This window comes from Glaciihabitans sp. dw_435 (assembly GCF_018449675.1).
Lineage (GTDB): Bacteria > Actinomycetota > Actinomycetes > Actinomycetales > Microbacteriaceae > Glaciihabitans.
In genome coordinates, this window is the sequence record NZ_JAAVUZ010000049.1 from 1 (window position 1) to 588 (window position 588).

Consider the following 588-nt stretch of genomic DNA (forward strand, 5'->3'; position numbering starts at 1 on the left):
CGACCGGGGTCAACCGGCCCAGGGACGCCTGGCGGCGGCGGCGGTGGTAGGTCCGCTCGATCCAGTTCACGATCGCGATGCGGAGCTGCTCGCGGGTCGTCCAGGAGCGCCGGTTCAGGACGTTTTTCTGCAGCAGGCTGAAGAAGCTCTCCATCGCTGCGTTGTCGCCGCAGGACGCCACCCGACCCATCGATCCGACCAGCCCGTGGCCGGTCAAAGCGTGGACGAACTTCTTAGAACGAAATTGAGATCCTCGGTCGCTATGTACGACGCAGCCGGCCACGTTTCCGCGCATGGCGACGGCGTTGTTCAGGGCGTTCACGGCCAGACGGGACTTCATCCGTGAGTCGATGGAGTAGCCGACGATCTTGTTCGCGAACACGTCTTTGATGGCGCAGAGGTAGAGCTTGCCCTCACTGGTTTTGTGTTCAGTGATGTCGGTCAACCAGAGCTGGTTGGGCCTGTCGGCGGTGAACTCGTGCCGGACACGGCCCTTCTCATCGGTGACGGTGCAGAGATCGTCGTGGACAGCGGGGCCGGGCCGTTTGCCGTTCCTGGCCCGTTTCTTCCCGAAGGCACTCCACCAGG

At 63.4% G+C, this 588-nt stretch carries 1 protein-coding gene; it reads right to left on the reverse strand.

Translation table 11 applies throughout. The features are described 5' to 3' along the window. Positions 1-588 (reverse strand): IS3 family transposase (locus HB677_RS18205; RefSeq protein ID WP_255546734.1); only part of this gene is annotated, 588 nt, incomplete at both ends.